Genomic DNA, 18,881 nt, shown 5'->3' with positions numbered 1-18,881 from the left:
CTTTGGCTGTGCTACGGGTGAGAGACCAAAGGTGGACGAGCGCAAATACACCAAGCGGCAGGGCGCAAAGCACTGCCGCAAAGGTTGGTTCAAAGCGACCAGGAGCGCCAAACGACCAAACCAACGTGGGTAGGCCGAATACGGCAGCGAGGATGCTGGAATATGCGACGAACGCTGTAATGGGGCCGGCGAGTACCACCGCCTCAATGAAAATCAGACTCTCCATCGCGTGAGCTTTCATGGTGCCCAACGCCCTGTTTCAGCCGCGTGGCCGCCGAAGGCGGACACGTCGGCTGGAAACGCTAGTTGGGTGTGCTGCCCGATGGAACTCACGAAAGCCCCCGCTTTGTGATGGTGCCGAGCGACGCCGATGCTCTGAGCTTTGCCGAAGCCCGCGCCGCTAGCAAGAGCGATGCGCTTCTAGAATGAGAGCGGCGCCACACCGAAGCTTGAAGCCGATGAAACGCTGCGACGCTTGAAGCAGCAGATGCGCCAGAACGGTGAAGATGGAATGGCGCGCTCATGCTGGCTCCGAACTCTCCGGTGACAACTACCGCCGCAGCAACACCCAACTACAATTAGACGACACGGGATTGTCCGATAAACTGGCGCTTGTTGATGATAATTTGGTCACAGTTATTCCAAGTCATTGAGTGACAAGCCGTCCGCATTGCCAAGGAAATCGGACATGTCTGCCAATCTGGGAGCCAGGGCAGTCAGATTAAACGCTTCGTCCGTTTTCACGGCAAGCGACGCTCGCGCGAGTTGGGGCAGTTGGAGTTCGAAGCGTTTCTGGTGCGTATGGCGACGCACGGAACGATTCGGCCGGCGCGCGGAACCGGGCGCTGGCGGCCGTCTGTTCCTGTACCACGAGGTTCCGGATCAGTCGCCGGGTCAGCTCGAAGGGGTGATGCGGGTCCGCAAGCCGAGGTGATTGCGGACAGGGCTCTCTTGGAGGGAAATCGCTTCGATACGGTGGCGCATGCCCGATGCCGCGGCCTTGCCGCGCGGCTGCTGCACGGCAGCGGCATGCGGCTGATGGAAGGGGTCTGGCTGGGCGTCAAGGACGCCGATCTCGATCGCCGGGCGCTGCGGAACCGGATCTATGCCTTGCGCTTGCGCCGACGCGCCGGTGCCTTCGTCGCCGTCGCGATGCCCGCCGACCGTTCCAGTTCCTGCAGCGATTCGCCGCTGTATACCGCGAGGCGCTGCAGCGAGGGCAGCGTATCGCGGCAGCCGGTGAAGCCGATGGCGAGGCGATCGGCGTAGCCGATGATGGTGACGTTGAGCGCGTAACCGTCGAAGAGCACGGAAATCGGATACATCGCCTCCAGTTCGGCGCCCTCGTAGTAGAGCGGCTCCTTCGAGGCGACGACATTGGAGACGACGAAGTTGAAGATCGGCGGCAGGTGCGGCAGCACGCCGGCGAGCTGGCCAAGGATCAACGGCGAAAGTCCGAGCAGCGTGAACTGCCCGAGCGCTTCCGGCGACATGCCGCGCAGCTGTTCCTTGGTGCGCTGTGTGATGGCACGGATGACGCGCAGGCGCTCCAGCGGATCGTCGAGCTGCGTGCCGAGCGGCACGACGAAGCCGGCGACGGCGTTGCCGGGCTTGCCGTCACTGCGCGGCAGGCCGACCGGCACGGAGGCGATCAGCGGCGCCTGCGGGAGATCGCCGAGCTCGAGCAGATAGCGGCGCACGGCGCCGGCGATCAGCGCCAGCGAGACGTCGTTGATGGTCGCCCGCGTCGCGGCGCTCAGCGCCTTGACGCGGTTCAGCGCGAACAGCTGCGTGGCGAGGCGGCGCTGCGGCGTGATGCGCCTGTTGAGCAGGCAGCGAGGCGTCGCGAGTGCGGAGAGGATGCCGCCTTCCGGGTTTTCGCTCGGCCGTGCCATGCGGCGCAGCGCGGCGACGAGTTCAGCGCTGGCGCGCAGCTGCGTGCGCGCCGTGGCGAAGCGCTGTTCGAGCGCGCCGGCCGGCGCCGCCTCCGCTCCGGCGTCGTCCCGCGGCCGCTTCGGCAGCGCCCACAGCGCCGGCGCGCCGCGCTGCCGGCGATCCGTGCTCAGCCAGCGGCGCACGAGCTTGAGCGCGCCGAGCCCGTCGAGGGCGCAGTGGTGCACCTTGAAGAAGATCGCGAAGCGGCGATTCTCCAGGCCCTCGATCAGCGTTACCTCCCACGGCGGCCGCCGCAGGTCGAGCGGATGCGAATGCAGGCGCGCGACGAGTACGCCGAGCTCGCGCTCGCCGCCGGGAAACGGCAGCGCCGAGTGGCGCAGGTGATAGTCGATGTCAATGTCGTGCGCCTCCTCCCAGGCCGGCGCCACTTTCTGCAGCCGCCTGCGCACCAGACGCAGGTTGAACGGTGGCGTGCCGGGTGCCTGCGCGCGCATCGCGGCGAACAGCGTGCGCAGGTAGTCGTCCGGCGCATCGTCGGGCAGGCGAAAAGTCAGCAGGCCGCCGACGTGCATGGGCGTGCGCGGTGACTCCATCTGCAGGAACGCCGCATCGACCGGACTCAGATAGCGCATCACCTTCTCCCCCGACATGTTCGATGGTGCCTCTGCGGGCGCCTCGTGCGCGACGTGTTCATCATGTCGGAAGCACGCCCCCGCAATGTAATCATTTCGGGTGAGGCTCGTCCGCCGGCTTGCCCCTACGTTAGCGCCGCGGAATACCTATAAATAGCGGGAGGAGCGGCGGCGCAAGTCGTACGCGGAATCGATGAAAAAAATGTCGACAGGGAAGCGGAGCGTCTGGGCGTGTGCGGTGGTGGCGATCATGGCGGGCGGCGCGGCGCGGGCCGGCTCGTTCGATCTCGGCGGCGACACCACGGTCGATTACAAGATGACCATGAACTATGGTCTGGCCGTGCGCACGGAGAAGCAGGACAACCGTCTCATCAACGCGCCGGTCGAGCAATTCCAGTCCTATCTGTTCCCCGACATTCCGGAAGGCCAGCCGGCACAGGTCTTCCGCTTCGAGCGCCAGGGCCTGTCGCAGTCGATCAACTCGGACGACGGCAACCGCAACTTCGACCGCGGCGACCTGATCCACAACCGCCTCAGCGCCTACGGCGAAGTGCACCTCAACCATGGCGACTTCGGCGCCGTGCTCAGCGGCTCGGCCTTCTACGACGACGTCTATCATCGCAAGAACGCCAACGACTCGCCGCTGACGGTCAACAAGGGCAACCCGCCGGACGACTATCCGGATCCGCACTACAACAAGTTCACCGAGGCGACAAAGTACTACGACGGCGAACGCGCGCGCCTGCTCGAGGCCTACGTCTACGGCTCCTGGTATCTCGGTGACGTGTCGAGCATCAACGTGCGCCTCGGCCAGCAGCTGGTCGCCTGGGGCGAGAGCCTGTTCATGTCGGGCATCGCCAGCGCGCAGAGCCAGGCCGATGCGACCAAGGCCTTCGTGCCGGGCACGGAGATCAAGGACATTCTCCTGCCGACGCCGCAGCTGTCGTTCAACGCCGCCGTGACCAACGATCTCAGCGTGCTCGGCTATTACAAGTTCAAGTTCCGCCCGAACGAGATTTTCCCGGTCGGCGACTATTTCTCGCCGGCCGACGTCGTCGGCCCCGGCGCCCGCTACGTCTACGGCTCGGCCAATCCGCTGTACGGCGGGCCGGGCAGCTGCCAGGGCCTGATCACCAATCTGCACATCGGCAACAGCGGTCAGCTGCCGATCGGCCAGACCGCCGAGAACTTCGTCTGCAACGTGCTGCTCGCACCGATCGGCCGCCTCGCCAATGCGCCGCGCTACATCTACACGTATCGCGAAGAAGACCTCGCGCCGAGCAACTTCGGGCAGTGGGGCCTGGGCCTGCGCTACCAGCTCACCTCGGTGACCAACGTCGGCCTCTATCACCTGCGCTACCACGACCCGAACCCGTCGGTGCGCCTCAACGTCGGCTACGCGCCGTTCGGCTTCCTGCCCGGCGGCACGCCGGTCACCACGCAGATCATCAACCAGATGGTGCCGGTGTCGTACAACGTCGAGTACGAACCGGGCATCCACATGACCGCGGCCAGCTTCACGACCGTGCTCGGCGGCTTCAACGTGGCCGGCGAACTGAACTACCGCGACGGCGCGCCGACCGGCGTCGAGACGCTGATCTCCGGCCACGTCAGCCCGGTGTACTCGCGCTCGAAGAGCGGCCAGCTGCTGCTGTCGGCGCTGTACGCCACCAACCCGCGCCTGTTCTTCGACGACATGGCCTTCGTCGCCGAGGCGCAGTACCTGCACATGATCGACGTCGATCGCGTCGAGTCCTCGCCCGGCATCATCCCGGTCGGCGACGGCGACAAGCTGATCTACGATCGCGATGCCTACGGCATCCAGGCGCTGCTCATCCCGACCAAGCACAACATCATGGCCGGCTGGGACTTCAGCATGCCGATCACCTTCGGCTACCTGAAGAACAATCCGGCCATCGCCGGCGCCTTCGGCGCGCTCTATGGCGACGGCGACATGCGCGCGAGCCTCGGCTTCTCGATGACGTATCTGTCGAACACGCAGATCGGCCTCGGCTACAACTGGTTCTTCGGCGACGCCGGCAAGACCATCAACGACACCACCCTGGCCGCCAACCCATACGTCGATCACGACTATGCGACGCTCAACGTCAAGTACAACTTCTGAGCCGGCGACGTGGCCGGTCGCGACCTGCGCGGTCGGCCTCCTCGGCCGCGCGGGTTCTTTTGACGCGCGCCGCGCCTCGGGGCGGCGATGACGCAGAGCTTCGATCCCGTCGAGTTCCGCAAGGCGCTAGGTGCCTTCACGACCGGCGTGACCATCATCACCGCGCGCACCGCCGAGGGCGTGCCGCTCGGGCTGACCGCCAACAGCTTCAACTCGGTCTCGCTGAATCCGCCGCTGGTGCTGTGGAGCCTCGCCAACACCTCGGCGAGCCTGGGCGCCTTCCGCAAGGCCGAACACTGGGCGGTGCACGTGCTCGCCACCGACCAGGAATCGCTGTCGGCGCGCTTCGCGACGCGCGGCATCGACAAGTTCGCCGGCCTCGACGTCGAGAGCGGCACCGGCGGCGTGCCCTTGCTGCGCGGCTGCATGGCGCGCTTCCAGTGCCGCACCGCATTCCAGTACGAGGGCGGCGATCACCTGATCTTCGTCGGCGAGGTGCTCGCCTTCGACCGCACCGAGACCGCGCCGCTGGTCTTCCACGGCGGCCGCTATGCGCACGCCACGCGGCGCGACGCACCGGACGTGAAGCCGCGCGCCGCGCATCTGGCCGGCAGCTTCTCGGAGGATTTCCTCGGCTATCTGCTCGGCCGCAGTCACTTCCGCTTCTTCGCGCAGCTGCGCGCCGCGCTCGACGCGCAGCACCTCAGCGACATGGAGTTCTACGTGCTGTCGACGCTGACGCTCAAGCCCGTCATCACCGACAGCGAGCTGGCCGAAGGCATGGCCGGCGTGCTCGACGACCGTCGCAAGCAGGCGCTGGATTCGCTGGTCGGCAACGGCCTCGCCGCCGCGCGCACCGCGGACGGCATCGCCTACGAGCTGACGCCGCGCGGCCGCGAAGTCGCGCTCGACCTGATCTCGCGCGCCAAGGCCCTGGAATCACAGGTGCTCGAACGCCTCGGCCCGGATGCGCCGGTGCTGAAATCCCTGCTCAACCGCCTGCTTGGCGAAATCGACCCGACGGCCGCCGCGATCTGGCAGGCGCCGCCGCAGGAACACAAGAAGGCGTCCTAGAGCAGCCGGCACCGGCTGCTGATCAGCACGTCGATCGTGTGCCCGGATCAATGAAGCGGTGCACGCTCGTCATCATGCGCTCGAGGTTGGCCTTGAAGCGCGTCTCGTCGCCCGCCGCGTCGAAGAAGACGCACAGATCATGCAGCGCCTCGCGCGGAAAACACTCTTCGACGATGGTGCCGATCGCCGGCGCGTCCGGTTGCGGCGCGAGCACGCGCCGGCGCAGCGGCTCGCTGTCGCGCACCGCGTCGTCGCCGAGATTGAGACGGGCGGCATGCACGCCGGCCGCGGCCAAACGCGGCGCGAGTTGCCGCGCAGGGCGCTCCCCGGGCATCGGCCGGCGTGGCGGCATCGCGCCACGGGAAGTGGATGATCTTTTCCGTGCGGCTCGCGGCGGCGCCCCCGGCGGGAGCGCCGCCGCTCTGCGGCTCAGGGCATGTAGGCGCCGCCGTTGGCGTCGAGCGCCGCGCCGGTCACCGCCGCCGCATAGTCGGACACCATGAACAGCGCCGCCTTCGCGCAGTCGTCGTCGGTCGGAATCTCGCCGAGCGGAATGTCGGCGGCGATATGCGCCTTCAGCTGTTCGAGCGGCACGCCCTGCTCCTTGGCCTGCCACTCCATGTAACCCCGCACCGGCGCGCCCCACATCCAGCCCATGTGCACGCTGTTGACGCGGATGCCCTTCGGCCCCAGCTCGCGCGCCAGCCATTTCACGGAATTGGCGAGCGCCGCCTTCGACGCCGCGTAGCCGGCCTCGCCGAGCGGCGGAATCTTGCGCACCGCCATGGTGTTGATCATGACGATGGCGCCGCCCTTGCCCATGTGCGGAATCGTCGCCTGCGTCAGGCGCAGCGTGCCGAGCAGGTTGGTGTCGATGACCTCGCGCCAGCCGTCGAGATTGGCGGTCGAGGCGAAGTCCATCTCGCCGTGCACGAAGGCGCTGTTGACCAGCGCATCGACCTTGCCGAAGCGCTTCGCCGCCAGCGCCGCCAGCGCATCGCACTGCGCGCGCTGGGTGATGTCGCAGGTCTGCTTGACGACCTCGGTCTTCACGCCGAGCAACTGGATGCGTGCCTCGGCGTCGTCGAGCTTGTCGGCGGAACGCGCCGCGACGACGACGCCACGCGCGCCTTCGCGCGCCGCCTCGATGGCGAGCTTCACACCCAGTCCCGGGCCGATGCCGGAAACGACGACGACCTTGTCCTTCAGCAGCATTTCTCTCTCCTCTCGTTGTTGTTCTCCCGCTCCCCCCGGACGAGGGGAGCGGGTCGGGGTGAGGGGGGCGTCACTCGCCGCGACGCTCGATCAGGCGGCCCCTCACCTGACCTCTCCCCTCGTTCGAGGGGAGAGGAACAAAAGCTTCAAGCCGCGGCCGGCGCCTCGATGTGCTTCGCCCGGTACGCCGCGAAGTCGCGGTCGAGCTGCGCATCGGAAAGCCCGAACTGCGCCGCCGTGTAGCCGTGGCCGCCCTGGTGCGCCTTCTCGTCGGCGGCCAGCCACTCGCGCATCGCGCGCTCGGCGTCGGCCGGCAGCGGCAGGCCGAGCCAGGCGTAGATCTCGCGCACGACCTCCATCGGCCGCTTGACGGTGTCGCGGAACTGCACGTCGAAGAACTGCCGCGGCGCGCGCTCGCGCACCCTCATCGCGTGGTTCAGCGCGCGCTGCATCAGCAGGCTCCACTCGGCACCGGCGCGCAGCTCGCTCGCCTGTTCGCTGTAGATGCACCACAGCGCGTGGATGAAGCTGGCGATCGACGGGATGCTCTGGCGCGGGTCGCGATGGGTCTGGATCACCCGTGCACCGGGGAACACCTTGAGCACGATATCCATGCGCAGCAGATGATGCGGCGCCTTCAGGATCCAGCGCTCGGCGACGATGCCGCGCTGGCGCTTCTGCCACTGCAGGAACTGCAGGCCGCGGCGCAGGAACTCGTAGACCGGCGTCTGCTCCTGCGCATCGAGCCAGCGCATGTAGGCGGGCACGTCGGCATAGGCATTGAACGAGGACATCAGCGTATGCTCGGTGAGCATCGCCTCCTCGTCGGCCTCGTCGGCGTACATCGGATGGATGGCGGCGAGCTTGGGCATCGCCGTCGTCATCAGTTCGCAGAGCGCGCGGCCTTCCTTGATGCGCAGCGCCGGCTCGGCCAGCGTCTCGCCGTCGAAGGGCACCGGAAACTGCGATTCCCAGAACGACATCCAGTAGAAGCGCGGATCGCGCGACAGCAGGCGATGCAGCTTGGTGGTGCCGGTACGCGGCAGGCCGACGATGACGACCGGCGCCGCGATCTGTTCCTGCGCGATCTGCGGATGCTTCGCGAAGTAGTCCTCGATGCGCAGACGGTTGGCGAGCTGCGTGACGATCTTCTGGCGCAACAGGTAGCGCCCGGTGTCGGACAGCTTCGCTTCGCGATCGAGCGACGCGCACAGCTCGTCGAGCGCCGGCCGCAGGGGCGGTGCCCCGAAGTCGGCAAGGCCGCCGGCGGCGGCGCGCGCATCGGCGATCAGCGCATCGGCGACGAAGGTCGTGCTGCTCATGCCGCGAGTGCCTTCTGCAGTTCGCCGTACTTGATGACCTGCGTCGTCGGGTGCACGGCTTCCCTGGCGCCGACCCAGCGCATGCACATCGTGCCGTTGTCGTGGCCGGCCGTTTCCAGCCAGTTGGCGTGGCGCGGGTCGCGATGCGAGAGCACGATCGCGCAGCTGCCATCGGCGTTGAGCCGTGCGCCGTGGCTGTTGAGGTGGATGCGGTGATAGCGGTAGTCGAGCGATTCCATCCACCAGTTGTTGATCTGCAGGTTCCAGTAGCGGCACTCGGGAATGCGCGGAATGCGGATGACGAGCGCCTCGTCCGGCGCGAGCTTCCAGTGCGAGTGGTAGTAGAAGATGTTGGGGTCGCCGCCGGTCGCCTGGCAGACCGCCTGATCGGCGGGCGGCAGTTCGTTGCTGTGCGGCAGATAGCTCTGCGCCCAGTTGGCGAACACGGTCGCCGTGCCGTTGACGAAGTTCGCGGTATTGCGCAGCGAGGCCTGGATGCGCTCGGCCGACAGCGGCGCCGGCTGCGCGTCGCTGCCGACGCGCGCGATCGACAGCGTCGCCGGCTTCTCGGCCTTGCGGTCGAGGAAGGTCTGGCGCACGACGATGGCGTTGCTGTCCGGCTCGATGCGCAGCCAGTCGCCCTTCGCCGGCTTGTTGGCGCTCACCTGGATTTCGAATTCGCCGTTCGGACCATAGTGCAGGTCCTTGGCGTCGACGAAGCCGGTCTCCTCCATCTTGCCGTTGGTCTCGTAGCCGCCTTTCTGCGAACGCATCGACAGGTAGAACACCGTGCCGCGCGTGCCGCGGATCACATACTCGTTGCGGCCGCTGATCTTGGCGAAGGCGTAGGCATTGTCCGGATTGTCGGCGCCGATCTTGCCGGTCTCGTGCGAGGGCAGGAAAAAGCCGGGGAAATCCGGATCGGCGAACTCGAGATGCATCTCCAGGCCGATGCGCAGCAGTCGTGTCAGATAACGCCAGCCCTCGGCACGATCGAGCGGATCGCTCGGCGCCTCGGGCCGCAGGATCTGCTGTCCGGCGCGCTTCAGCGACTCGCAGAACTCGTCCCACACGACGCCGGATACGACGTCGCGGACGGCGTGGTTGTCGGTGCTCATCGCCGGCTTCTCCTCACTGACGGATTCAGCATCGGACAGTAGGCGGGCGCGTGCGGCCGGGCTTCATCTGTTTGCATGAGAGCGCGGGGTGCGCCGTGACTTCCGCTGCGCTTTGCCAATGAGGCGCCGATTTCGCGCTGTCGCGCCAGGTACTGTTCCTTACGCAAGCAAAGAGAGGTCGGTCGCCGCAAGGCGAAATCGAGGCCCGGATTGCGCAAGGCCGCCGCGAGCCGACAGCCGGGCCCTCACACCCAGCGCTTCACCCAGCTTCGCAAGGTTTTCACGCGCTCCAGCAGGCCGGCGTTCGCCGGCACGCTGCCCGGCGGCGGTTGCGGCGCCCGCTCGACTTCGTAACGCTGCGTCAGCTCCGGACTCTGCGCCAGACGCTGGTGCTGCTTGAGCGCCGAATTCACCGCGATCTTGCACTGGCTGTCATGGATCGGCTTGGTGATGAAGCGGTAGATCTGGCCCTGGTTGATGAGGTCGATCGCGCTGCCGGCGTCGGCGCGTTCGGTGAGGATCACGGAGACCAGCTCGGGGCGATGCTGCTTGAGCGTGCCGATCAGCGCGACCACCGGGTTGTCCTGCACGCGCGTGTCCGAGATCACCACGCCGATCGGCTCGCGCTCGAGATGCCCGACGGCGTCTTCCATGGTGCGCGCGCCGAACACGCGGAAATCGCCGCCGAGAATCGCCTGGATCTTCGGTGGCACCTGCGGATCGTCGTCGAGCACCAGCACGCCGGGCGCGGCGGCGGCGGTCGGTGCCGGAGCGTCGTCGCTCCTGCGGGCCACGGCCTGCGTGGCGCGCGCGGCGCTGACGGCGCGCGCCACCGTTGTCGTCAGGTCCTCGTTCGACCACGGCTTGTTGACGAAGCGGAAGATCTCGCCCTCGTTGATCGAGCCGATGATGGCATTGAGGTCGGAGTAGCCGGTGAGCAGGATGCGCATCGCCTGCGGATTCAGTTCGCGCGCCGCGCGCAGCAGCTCGATGCCGGTCATGCCGGGCATGCGCTGATCGCTGACGATCACGTCGACCGGCTGCGTCTTCAGCAGCTCCAGCGCGGCGCTGCCGCTTTCGGCGAAGAACAGCTCGTAGCGGCTGCGGAACAGGATGCGCATCGTCGTCAGCACGCGCGGTTCGTCGTCGACGAACAGCACGCGGGCCCTGGCGGGGAGGGACTCGCTCATTCGGCGTCCTTGTCGGGGGAGGGAATCACGCGGCGACCGCTTCCATGGCGTCGGCCGCCTGTGTCGCGCCGTCGGTGGCGGCGCGCCGCTGCCGCAGCGGCAGATGAATGGCGAACTCGCTGCCCTTGCCGGGCGCCGAACGCACCTGGATGCGGCCGCCGTGGTCTTCGATGATGCGGTAGACGATGGACAGGCCGAGGCCGGTGCCCTTGCCGACCGGCTTGGTCGTGAAGAACGGCTCGAAAATGCGCGCGCGCACCGCCTCGCTCATGCCGCTGCCGGTGTCGAGGATGCGGACCGCCACGCCGTCGCCTTCGGCCTGCGTATGCAGATAGATGCGGCCGGTCTCGCCGATCGCCTGGCTGGCGTTGGTGATGAGATTGAGGAAGACCTGGTTGAGCTGCGAGGGCGAGCACTCGATCGCCGGCAGCGCGCCGTACCGGCGGATCACCTCGACGCGGCCCTTGAGCTGGTTGTTGCAGATCTTCAGCGCCGATTCGAGGCCGTCGTTGACGTTGAACAGATCGCTGCGCGAGCGATCGACGCGCGAGAAGTCCTTGAGGCTCGCCACCAGCTCGCCGATCTGCGACAGGCCGTGGTCGGTGTCGGCGAGCAGGCCGTCGAGATCGTCGGTCAGCGCACCGGCGTCGATGGACTCGCCGAGCGCCTGCGCCGTCGACAGCGCATGCGCGACGTCCTCCTCGCGCGCCGCCTCGTCGGTGAGCAGCTGCAGCGCCTTCTGCTGCGCGCCGCAGAGCTGGCGGATGTCGGCCAGCGCGGTGCGCACGATCTCGGCGTTGCTGCGCGCGTAGCCGAGCGGCGTGTTGATCTCGTGCGCGACGCCGGCGACCATCTGGCCGAGCGACGCCATCTTCTCCGACTGGATCAGCTGCGCCTGCGAGGCGCGCAGCTCGTCGAGCGCCGCCGACAGCTCGTGCGTGCGCTTCTCGACCTCGTCTTCGAGATGGTCGTTGGCGTGCGACAGCTCGGCGTTGGCGCGGTCCAGTTCGCGGTAGCTGCGGCGCAGGCGCAGGCCGAGCCAGGCCAGCACCAGCAGCAGCACGCCGGCATAGCCGGCGAGCAGCAGGCGGTAGCGGTTCGATTCGGCGAGCTGGCCTTCGTACCAGCCGAGGTAGGCCTGCTCGACGGCTTCCAGCTGCGGCGCCGTCGGGCGCGACAGGAAGTCGCGATACATGCGCACCAGCTCGCCCTTGTCGGCGAGCAGCGGTTCGATCAGCGCGCGCAGCTCGGCCATGCGCTGGCGCACCGCGTCCGGCTGCGCGGCGCCGAGCGTGTCGAGCGCGTTGAGCGTCGCGCGGATTTCCGGCTCGTTGGTCGGCGTCGGCGTCACGCCGTAGTTGATGATCTGTGTCTGCAGCTGCGTCAGCTGCGTGCGCAGATCGTCCGCCGCGCCGGCCGGCAGCAGGGCCAGTGTGTCGGCGATGCGGCCCGGCACCGCGTCGACCGCGTTGATCGCGCGCTGCGTGAGCAGCGTGCTGCGCGCCTCGAAGTCGAAGCCGAGCTCGAACTTGGAGTCGATGGTGTCGAGGAAGATATCGAGACGCTGGTCGAGCGCGCGGCTCAGGCCGCGCAGCGACTTCGGGCCCTTGTCGAGCGCATCGAGCGTGGCGCCGAGCTCGGCGGTGATCTTCGAGCGGTCGGCGGCGGCGTCGGTCAGCGAGCTGGCGCGCGTCTGCGTGAAGGCGCGGTTGAGCGCGATGTCGAGATTGTCGGCGCTGCGCAGCAGGGCCAGGCGCTCGTTGTGCAGCGTGGTGTCGACGTTCTGCGTCATGCGGAGCAGGAACGCGAGTCCCGCCAGTGCCAGCACGGCGGCGAGCGCCGGCAGCGTCCATCTCAGCTTCATTTCCGCGTCTCCCCTGACATCCCGGTCATCCCCCGGTCATCCCTGGACCCGGCATCGCCGTCGCGGCCCGCCGGGTTCTCGTTCGCAAGCCGATCATGTATAGGGCCGGGGCCGGCCGTGCCTCGTCCTTCTGAGGGAGATGCGCCGCTGACGGCGCTTCCGCGGCTCCGGGGCCGCCCCTAGAATCGGCACTCTTGCCCTTCAGGAAGTGCCGATGTCCGCCGCGCCGAAAGCCCTCAGTCCCTTGCCCGCCCTGATCTTCTCCTCGCGCTGGCTGCAGCTGCCGCTCTATCTCGGCCTGATCGTCGCGCAGGGCGTCTACGTGATCCTGTTCGTCAAGGAGCTCTGGCACCTGATCCACGGCGCGCTGGAGCTGCGCGAGCAGGAGGTGATGCTGATCGTGCTCGGCCTGATCGACGTGGTGATGATCTCCAACCTGCTGGTCATGGTGATCGTCGGCGGCTACGAGACCTTCGTGTCGCGCCTCAACCTCGAAGGCCATCCGGACCAGCCGGAATGGCTCAGCCACGTCAACGCTTCGGTGCTCAAGGTGAAGCTGGCGATGGCGATCATCGGCATCTCCTCGATCCACCTGCTGAAGACCTTCATCGAAGCCGGCGCGCTCGGCCTGCCGCTGTGCGGCGCCGCCGACGCCGGCTTGCGCTGCACCGCATCGACGCCGACCGGCGTGATGTGGCAGACCATCATCCACACCGTGTTCATTTTCTCGGCGATCGGCATCGCCTGGACCGACCGCATCGTCATGGCCAGCGCCGCGGCGAACGGCAAGGGCGACGGACACTGAAGAACGAAGCCCTCTGTCTCTGCACGAGGGGAGAGGGCATCGATCCTCGTCACGCCGCCGCCGGCGTGCGATTGAGCAGCGGATCGTTCGGCGGGAACAGCACGCAGCTGGTGCCGCCTTCGGTGTACATCATCACCACGCAGCGGTTGCAGGCCGTGCAGGCGGACGTCGTGGCGCGGCCGTCGCGGAATTTGTTGACGAGCTCGGCGTCGTGGATGAGGGCGCGGCCCATGACCACGCAGTCGAAGCCGTCCGCCATCGCCGTCTGCACGCCGGCGAGCGACTTGGCGCCGCCAAGATAGGCGAGCGGCATCTTCACCGCGGCGCGCACCTTCTGCGAGTGCTCGCGGAAATACAGCTCGCGGAATTCGATCTTCGGCGCCGCCAGCTCCTGCAGGCCGGCGGCGAAGCGCACGATCCGGTTCTCGATCGAGGTCAGCGCCTCCTTCGGCATCTTGCTGCCGAAGATCGCCCACGGCGATTCGACGTTCATGCCGCCGCTGAGCACCAGCAGATGCGCGCCCTCGCGCTCCAGCACGCGGGCGACCGCCGCCGCGTCCTCGGCCGTGGCGCCCTTCTTCACCCCTTCGGTCACGCAGATCTTGCAGGTCACCGCGAGCTCGTGGCCGACCGCGTCGAGCACCGCGCGCAGCACCTGCGCCGGGAAGCGCGCGCGCCGTTCGGCCGGGCCGCCGTAGCCGTCGCGGCGCCGGTTGTAGAGCGGCGACAGGAACTGGCTGAGCAGATAGCCGTGGCCCATGTGGATCTCGACGGCGTCGAAGCCGGCCTCGCGCGCCAGCTGCGCGCCGGCGACGAACTCGGCGAGCACCGCCCGCATGTCGGCTGCCGTCATCGCCGTCTTGAACAGGCGGCCGCTGAGCACGCCGGCGGCGTTGAGGCCGCCGGACGACGACAGCGGATATTTGCGCGTCAGTTCCGGCAGGAAGGTGAAGGCGCCGCCATGGGTGATCTGCGCGCAGATCGCCGCGCCCTCGCCATGCACGGCAGCGGTCAAGGCGCGCAGGTGCGGCAGGCTCTCGCGGTTCAGCGACACCTGATCGACGAAGGTGCGGCCGTCCGGGCTGACGGCGCAGTACGCGACCGTCGTCATCGCCACGCCGCCGGCGGCGATGCGTCGATGATGCTCGACGAGCATCTTCGACGGCACACCGCCCTTGGCCATGCCCTCGTTGGTCGCCGACTTGATGAAGCGGTTGCGCAACGCGATGGGGCCGATGCGCATCGGCGAGAACGGCGAGATGACGCTGGCGGCGGCTGGCGTGTCCATGCAGGCGTCCGGTCGGAGCGAGGCCGCTACCGTGCCGCCGTCCGCCGCCGCCGGCCTCGTCCGAATGCAGGCGGTCGTTGTCGGGAATGACGGCGTCTCCGCATGGAGGTCGCGCGCATGCTCAGCAATGCCGGGCGCAGGTAGTGCCCGACCCGTCGCGCGTCGCCGCGCGGGTCGTTTCCGGCATCGGCTTCCTCGGCGCCGGCTCCATTCTGCTGCGCGGCGAGATCATCCGCGGGCTGACGACGGCCGCGAGCCTGTGGTCGGTCGCGGCGACCGGCCCCGCGGCCGGCGGTGATCTCTGCACGGCGGCGATCGCCGCGACGGTCATCATCCTCGCCGGCCTGAAGCCGATCGAACGGCGCTTCTTCGAAGAGCGGCGCCGCCATATGCCGCGCCTGCACGCCAGGCGCGGCGCGCTCGAGTTCGGCGCGCTGAGCCGCGAGCTCGGCGCCGCAGCAAGCGCTTCGTCGTGCAGGCGAGCGCCGGGAACGGGGAGATGGACGACGTGACGCTCACGCTGGCGCGCCTCTCCGCGGGCGAGTACGCGGCGACCGTCGCGCTGCTGCAGCGCCTGCCCGGCGTGCGCGCGTCAAGGAAGTCGGCGACCTCTGGATCTCTTCAGCGGCGTCGGGTTGCTCATCGCGCTCGGCATCATCAGGCACTTCGTGCCGGCCTCGCCTTGATCCGGTCGCGCCGGAACGTCACGACCAGCACGTCGCGGTACGCCGGCTGCAGCGGGTCGACGGGCTCGACCGGCGTCACGCCGTGGAACACGCGCTTGTCGTCGAGCAGCATCGCGTCGCATGGCTCGATCAGCGTGAACGCGCCGAGGTCCGTGCCGTCCGGGGCGTGGATCGTCGTCGTGCCGCTGGCGATGTTGCGTCGCTTCACCATCAGCACGAGCACGTAGTCGACGCCGTCGCGATGCACGCCTTCCGGCGTCGGCCTGCCATGCTCGCCGGCCGACGCCTCGATGCGGAACTGATGAACCTCGACGTGCCAGCGTGCGACGTCCGGCGCGAGCGCGGCAAAGGTCGTCGCGCAGAAGCGCAACAGCGTCGTCATCGTCGCGCCGTCGGCGATCGCCGGAGCTATGGGCTCGAACCAGCGCGCGATGCCGCCATTCAGCGCGTTGTAGTCGCGGCTCTGCCAGTGCGCCTGCGGCGGCTGGCGCGCGATGCCGTCGCCGTCGACCGCGTAGACGCCATGCCGGCGCCGCCGGTAGCGGCCGCCGTCGGCCATGTAGGTGTCGAGCGGCATGCCGTTCCAGCTGTCGACGAAGGCGGCCCAGTCGGCGAGGCCGCCGTCGGCCGCGAGCTGCGCGCGTAGCGCGGCGGCCGGCACGAAGCGGTGCCCGCACGCCGCCAGCGCGTCGAGCGACGCCGGTTCGGGCGACCGCGAGGAGGAAGCGGCCATGACGCGGGTCCGCCGGGCAATGACAGGGGCGCGTATTGGAACCGAGTCGGCGCGGCGCGGCAATGGCGGCGCGCCGGTCGCGCCGCCGCCGCCGTCAGCGGCGCTGCGCGAGCCGGCCGACGGCGGCGATCAGGGCGTCGACTTCGTCGTGCGTGTTGTAGAACGCCAGCGACGGACGCACCGTCGCCTCGACCCCGAAGCGGCGCAGGATCGGCTGCGCGCAGTGGTGGCCGGAGCGCACCGCGATGCCGTCCTGATTCAGCGCCTTGCCGACCTCCTCGGTCTTCCAGCCATCGAGCACGAACGACATCACGCTGGTGCGTTCGGCGGCGCAGCCGATCAGGCGCAGGCCGGGAATGCGGCGCAGGCCGTCGAGCCCGTGGGCCAGCAGCTCATGCTCGTATTGCGCGATGTTCTCGAGTCCGAGGCGCTCGACGTAATCGAGCGCGGCGCCGAGCCCGACGGCATCGGCGATGTTGCCGGTGCCGGCTTCGAAGCGCGCCGGCGGGCCGTGATAGACGGTCTTCTCGAACCTTACGTCGGCGATCATGTTGCCGCCGCCCTGATACGGCGGCATGTCGTCGAGCAGGGCCTTCTTGCCGTAGACGACGCCGATGCCGGTCGGGCCGAAGATCTTGTGGCCGGAGAACACGAAGAAGTCGGCGTCGAGCGCCTGCACGTCGACGCGCAGATGCGAGACCGACTGCGCGCCGTCGACCAGCACCCTGGCGCCGACGCGGTGCGCCATGTCGATCAGCTGCCGGACCGGCACGACAGTGCCGAGCGCGTTCGAGACCTGCGTGACGGCGACGATCTTGGTGCGATCGTTCAGGAGCTTCTGGTATTCGTCGAGGCGCAGCTGTCCGGTGTCATCGACCGGGATCACGCGCAGCCTGGCACCCTTCTCGCTCGCCAGCATTTGCCACGGCACGATGTTGGCGTGGTGCTCGAGATGACTGACGACGATCTCGTCGCCGGCCTGGATGTTGGCGACGCCCCAGCTGCGCGCGACGAGATTGATGCCTTCCGTTGCACCGCGGACGAAGACGATCTCCTCCGGCGAGCTGGCGCCGAGGAAGGCCGTGACCTTGTTGCGCGCGGCCTCATAGGCGTCGGTCGCGCGCGCCGCGAGCTCGTGCGCGGCGCGATGGATATTGGAGTTCTCGTGCGCGTAGAAATGCGCGAGACGGTCGATCACGGCCTGCGGCTTCTGCGTGGTCGCCGCGTTGTCGAGCCAGATCAACGGCCGGCCGTTGACGCGCTCGGCAAGGATCGGGAAGTCGCGGCGGATGGCCTCGACGTCGAAGAGCTTGCGCCGCTCGAACGCTGCGGGCGCGGCCTGCGGGCGCGGACCGGCGGGCGCGGTGCCCGCTGCCGGTGCGGCATCGACGAAATAGAAGCTCGGTGCGCCATTGCCGGCCACCGCCGGCGCGGCAGGCAATGCGTCGGCGCCCGGAAACGCGAACGACGGCGTCGCGGCGAGATCGCTGGCCGGCGCCCGCGCCGCCGCCGGCTGATAGGCGCTGCTCTCGCCGATGAAGTAATACGGGCTGCCTGGCGCCGGCTGATGCGCGGCCGGCAGGCCGGCGTCGGCGGGCGCCGGCGGTGGCGCTGCGGCGGGCACGGCGGCCGCGTAGGCCTCCGGCACGCCGAGCGCCGGGCCGCCACGCGTGACGAGCGGCGCGATGCCGGCCTGCGCGCCGTGCGGATCGGCCGATTGCGCCTGCGTCGGCGCGATGCGCGGCGTGATCAGCGACGGGGGCGCCGCGGCGTTGCCATAGGCGGCCTGCGAGACCGGAAAGGGCGGCGTCGCCGGCAGCGCCGTCAGCGTCGGCTGCGGATTGAACGCGCCGAGCGACGGCACGCCCGGCGCCGATGCCGGCGCGCCGACCGCAACCGGCCGTGGCGGCCTCGAGGCCGGTACGAGCTGGCCGGGCACGGCACTGAACAGCGCGTTGGCGAGCTGCGTCAGGTCGGCGAGATCGGGCAGGCCGGCAGCCGCCTCACTTGTAGCTGTCGGGGTAGTCATGGAACTTGTTCACTTCCACGTCTTCCAGAACGGCCACGGCATCGTCGGTGAGGATCGCCAGCGAGCAGTACAGCGAGATCAGGTAGGAGGCGATCGCGTACTCGTTGATGCCCATGAAGCGCACCGACAGGCCCGGATTCTGCTCGCCCGGCAGGCCCGGCTGGAACAGGCCGACGACGCCCTGACGCTTCTCGCCAACGCGGATCAGCAGGATCTTCGATTTGCCGTCGGCGACCGGCACCTTGTCCGACGGGATCAGCGGAATGCCGCGCCAGGTGATGAACTGCGCGCCGAACAGGCTGACCGTCGGCGGTGGCACGCCGCGCCGCGTGCACTCGCGGCCGAAGGCGGCGATCGCCAGCGGATGCGCGAGGAAGAACGCCGGCTCCTTCCACACCTTGGTCAGCAGCTCGTCGAGATCGTCCGGCGTCGGTGCGCCGGTCAGCGGATGCACGATCTGCGAGTCGGCGACGTTGGCGAGCAGGCCGTAGTCAGGGTTGTTGATCAGCTCGCTTTCCTGATGCTCCTTGATCGTCTCGATCGTCAGGCGCAGCTGTTCCTTGATCTGGTCGTGCGGGCTCGAGAACAGGTCGGAAACGCGCGTGCTGATGTTGAGCTTGGTCGACACCGCGTTGAGCACGTACTCGCGCGGATGCTCCTCATAATCGACGAAGGAGTCGGGCAGCTCGCCCGACTCGCGCACCGTGCAGGCGGTCTTCACGTCGGCCGGGTTCTTGACCTTGTTGACGCGGTAGACGCCGGCCTCGACCGGCAGCCACTGCAGCAGATGGACGAGCCATCGCGGCGTGATGATCTCGTACTGAGCCGCCGTCTTGGTCGTATTCGCAAGCTGGCGCGCGGCGCTCGCGCCCAAGGTCTGCACGGGTTCTGCCATGGAAAACTC

At 68.5% G+C, this 18,881-nt stretch carries 15 protein-coding genes and 1 pseudogene; 4 read left to right on the top strand and 12 right to left on the bottom strand.

Features of this window, described 5'->3' with window-relative positions; translation table 11 throughout:
* Both K344_RS24445 and K344_RS0111465 read right to left on the bottom strand, forming a co-directional pair.
* Window positions 1-241: hypothetical protein (locus K344_RS24445; RefSeq protein WP_211234528.1), on the bottom strand; the 241-nt coding region annotated here is incomplete at its 3' end.
* Window positions 242-1,103: 862 nt separating this feature from the next.
* On the bottom strand, window positions 1,104-2,528 hold the full coding sequence (locus K344_RS0111465) for a WS/DGAT/MGAT family O-acyltransferase (RefSeq protein WP_028080785.1): 1,425 nt from the start codon (window positions 2,526-2,528) through the stop codon (window positions 1,104-1,106).
* Window positions 2,529-2,730: 202 nt separating this feature from the next.
* Here K344_RS0111465 and K344_RS0111460 point away from each other — a divergent pair, with 202 nt between their 5' ends.
* Together K344_RS0111460 and K344_RS0111455 are read left to right on the top strand one after the other, a co-directional pair.
* Window positions 2,731-4,653, top strand: a complete 1,923-nt coding sequence (locus tag K344_RS0111460; protein WP_245586197.1) for a DUF1302 domain-containing protein — start codon at window positions 2,731-2,733, stop codon at window positions 4,651-4,653.
* A gap of 87 nt (window positions 4,654-4,740) precedes the next feature.
* Window positions 4,741-5,727, top strand: coding sequence for a flavin reductase (locus tag K344_RS0111455; RefSeq protein ID WP_028080783.1), 987 nt, complete (start codon window positions 4,741-4,743; stop codon window positions 5,725-5,727).
* 22 nt (window positions 5,728-5,749) lie between these two features.
* Here the strand turns inward: K344_RS0111455 and K344_RS0111450 are convergent, their stop codons facing one another.
* The 6 genes from K344_RS0111450 to K344_RS23070 form a co-directional block, all read right to left on the bottom strand.
* Entirely contained in the window at window positions 5,750-6,007 is a 258-nt protein-coding gene (locus tag K344_RS0111450) for a hypothetical protein (RefSeq protein WP_157622879.1), read from the bottom strand.
* Window positions 6,008-6,156: 149 nt separating this feature from the next.
* Window positions 6,157-6,942, bottom strand: a complete 786-nt coding sequence (locus K344_RS0111445; protein WP_028080781.1) for an SDR family oxidoreductase — start codon at window positions 6,940-6,942, stop codon at window positions 6,157-6,159.
* A gap of 146 nt (window positions 6,943-7,088) precedes the next feature.
* On the bottom strand, window positions 7,089-8,264 hold the full coding sequence (locus tag K344_RS0111440; protein WP_028080780.1) for a sulfotransferase family protein: 1,176 nt from the start codon (window positions 8,262-8,264) through the stop codon (window positions 7,089-7,091).
* Window positions 8,261-9,382 carry a DUF1214 domain-containing protein gene (locus tag K344_RS0111435; protein ID WP_028080779.1) on the bottom strand — a complete coding sequence of 374 codons (1,122 nt, stop codon included), beginning with the start codon at window positions 9,380-9,382 and terminating at the stop codon, window positions 8,261-8,263. The genes K344_RS0111440 and K344_RS0111435 overlap by 4 nt, the downstream gene beginning before the upstream one ends.
* A 245-nt stretch (window positions 9,383-9,627) precedes the next feature.
* Window positions 9,628-10,572 (bottom strand): response regulator, encoded by a 945-nt coding sequence (locus tag K344_RS21385; protein ID WP_043114381.1) that lies wholly within the window; start codon window positions 10,570-10,572, stop codon window positions 9,628-9,630.
* A 25-nt stretch (window positions 10,573-10,597) separates the two neighbouring features.
* Complete coding sequence (locus K344_RS23070; RefSeq protein WP_051362155.1) at window positions 10,598-12,436, bottom strand: DAHL domain-containing sensor histidine kinase; 1,839 nt, start codon at window positions 12,434-12,436, stop codon at window positions 10,598-10,600.
* 214 nt (window positions 12,437-12,650) lie between these two features.
* Between K344_RS23070 and K344_RS0111420 the strand changes: the two genes are divergently transcribed.
* Entirely contained in the window at window positions 12,651-13,241 is a 591-nt protein-coding gene (locus K344_RS0111420; RefSeq protein WP_028080778.1) for a TIGR00645 family protein, read from the top strand.
* A gap of 49 nt (window positions 13,242-13,290) precedes the next feature.
* On the opposite strand, the gene K344_RS0111415 is transcribed toward K344_RS0111420, so the two are convergent.
* A complete protein-coding gene (locus tag K344_RS0111415; RefSeq protein ID WP_028080777.1) occupies window positions 13,291-14,529 on the bottom strand; it encodes an NADH:flavin oxidoreductase in 1,239 nt (412 codons plus the stop codon).
* A 140-nt stretch (window positions 14,530-14,669) separates the two neighbouring features.
* Here K344_RS0111415 and K344_RS21375 point away from each other — a divergent pair.
* Window positions 14,670-15,130 (top strand): annotated as a pseudogene (locus K344_RS21375) (MgtC/SapB family protein); the annotation flags it as partial.
* Between the two features lie 56 nt (window positions 15,131-15,186).
* Here K344_RS21375 and K344_RS0111405 read toward each other — a convergent pair.
* The 3 genes from K344_RS0111405 to K344_RS0111395 form a co-directional block, all read right to left on the bottom strand.
* On the bottom strand, window positions 15,187-15,948 hold the full coding sequence (locus tag K344_RS0111405; protein ID WP_028080776.1) for a 2OG-Fe dioxygenase family protein: 762 nt from the start codon (window positions 15,946-15,948) through the stop codon (window positions 15,187-15,189).
* 94 nt (window positions 15,949-16,042) lie between these two features.
* Window positions 16,043-17,977, bottom strand: a complete 1,935-nt coding sequence (locus tag K344_RS0111400; protein ID WP_028080775.1) for a family 2A encapsulin nanocompartment cargo protein cysteine desulfurase — start codon at window positions 17,975-17,977, stop codon at window positions 16,043-16,045.
* Complete coding sequence (locus K344_RS0111395) at window positions 17,952-18,872, bottom strand: family 2A encapsulin nanocompartment shell protein (protein ID WP_028080774.1); 921 nt, start codon at window positions 18,870-18,872, stop codon at window positions 17,952-17,954. Before K344_RS0111395 ends, K344_RS0111400 begins: the two co-directional genes overlap by 26 nt.
* Window positions 18,873-18,881 lie beyond the last annotated feature (9 nt).

The sequence above is a fragment of the Solimonas soli DSM 21787 genome (assembly GCF_000474945.1).
GTDB classification, from domain to species: domain Bacteria; phylum Pseudomonadota; class Gammaproteobacteria; order Nevskiales; family Nevskiaceae; genus Solimonas; species Solimonas soli.
This window is presented reverse-complemented; position numbering and strand designations above follow the sequence as displayed.

What these genes read in the sequence shown, in the direction of transcription:
- K344_RS0111465 (WP_028080785.1), bottom strand. Translation starts at nt 2,528, where the DNA reads ATGCGCTATCTGAGTCCGGTCGATGCGGCGTTCCTGCAGATGGAGTCA.
- K344_RS0111460 (WP_245586197.1), top strand. Translation starts at nt 2,731, where the DNA reads ATGTCGACAGGGAAGCGGAGCGTCTGGGCGTGTGCGGTGGTGGCGATC.
- K344_RS0111455 (WP_028080783.1), top strand. Translation starts at nt 4,741, where the DNA reads ATGACGCAGAGCTTCGATCCCGTCGAGTTCCGCAAGGCGCTAGGTGCC.
- K344_RS0111445 (WP_028080781.1), bottom strand. Translation starts at nt 6,942, where the DNA reads ATGCTGCTGAAGGACAAGGTCGTCGTCGTTTCCGGCATCGGCCCGGGA.
- K344_RS0111440 (WP_028080780.1), bottom strand. Translation starts at nt 8,264, where the DNA reads ATGAGCAGCACGACCTTCGTCGCCGATGCGCTGATCGCCGATGCGCGC.
- K344_RS0111435 (WP_028080779.1), bottom strand. Translation starts at nt 9,382, where the DNA reads ATGAGCACCGACAACCACGCCGTCCGCGACGTCGTATCCGGCGTCGTG.
- K344_RS21385 (WP_043114381.1), bottom strand. Translation starts at nt 10,572, where the DNA reads ATGAGCGAGTCCCTCCCCGCCAGGGCCCGCGTGCTGTTCGTCGACGAC.
- K344_RS23070 (WP_051362155.1), bottom strand. Translation starts at nt 12,436, where the DNA reads ATGAAGCTGAGATGGACGCTGCCGGCGCTCGCCGCCGTGCTGGCACTG.
- K344_RS0111420 (WP_028080778.1), top strand. Translation starts at nt 12,651, where the DNA reads ATGTCCGCCGCGCCGAAAGCCCTCAGTCCCTTGCCCGCCCTGATCTTC.
- K344_RS0111415 (WP_028080777.1), bottom strand. Translation starts at nt 14,529, where the DNA reads ATGGACACGCCAGCCGCCGCCAGCGTCATCTCGCCGTTCTCGCCGATG.
- K344_RS0111405 (WP_028080776.1), bottom strand. Translation starts at nt 15,948, where the DNA reads ATGGCCGCTTCCTCCTCGCGGTCGCCCGAACCGGCGTCGCTCGACGCG.
- K344_RS0111400 (WP_028080775.1), bottom strand. Translation starts at nt 17,977, where the DNA reads ATGACTACCCCGACAGCTACAAGTGAGGCGGCTGCCGGCCTGCCCGAT.
- K344_RS0111395 (WP_028080774.1), bottom strand. Translation starts at nt 18,872, where the DNA reads ATGGCAGAACCCGTGCAGACCTTGGGCGCGAGCGCCGCGCGCCAGCTT.